Source organism: Mycobacterium sp. 852002-30065_SCH5024008 (assembly GCF_001665645.1).
In the GTDB taxonomy this organism is placed as follows: Bacteria; Actinomycetota; Actinomycetes; order Mycobacteriales; family Mycobacteriaceae; genus Mycobacterium; species Mycobacterium paraffinicum.
Genome location: NZ_LZSZ01000130.1, coordinates 1 through 615 on the forward strand (window position 1 = coordinate 1; position 615 = coordinate 615).

General features: G+C 67.5%; 1 protein-coding gene. It reads right to left on the bottom strand.

Annotated features, from left to right (window positions below):
- Positions 1-615 (bottom strand): condensation domain-containing protein (locus A5781_RS16650; RefSeq protein ID WP_156624729.1); only part of this gene is annotated, 615 nt, incomplete at both ends.

Sequence of the window (615 nt, forward strand, 5' to 3'; positions counted from 1 at the left end):
AGACAGGACCTGCACTAGGGGGTGATGGGCCAGGGAGCGGGTGGGGTGCAGCCGTTCCACGAGCAGCTCGAAGGGCAGGTCTTGGTGCTCAAAGGCGGCCAGGCTACGCGCGCGCACCTGGGCAAGGAGTTCGGCCACGCTGGGGTCGCCGGCCAGATCGACGCGTAACACCAAGGTGTTGACGAAGAACCCGACCAGCTCATCCAGGGCCGGGTCACGCCGGCCCGCGATCGGGAACCCAACGGCCACATCACCACTGGCGCTCAGTTTGGCCAACAACGCCACCAAGCCGGCTTGGATGACCATGAAACTGGTCGCATGATGTGCCTGGGCCACCCGGGTGATCTGCTGCTGCAACTGCGCCGGCCACTCGATGGTGAGGCTGGCTCCGTGGTGATCGGCTACCGCCGGATAGGGCCGATCGGTGGGCAGCACCAGGCGTTCGGGCATCCCGGCCAGGGCCTGCTGCCAGTAGGCCAGCTGCCCGCCGATCACACTGTCGGGGTCCTCGAGATCGCCCAGCTGCTCACGCTGCCACAGCGTGTAGTCGGCGTACTGCACCGCCAACGGCACCCACCCAGGGGGCTGGCCTTGAACGCGGCTGGCATACGCCAC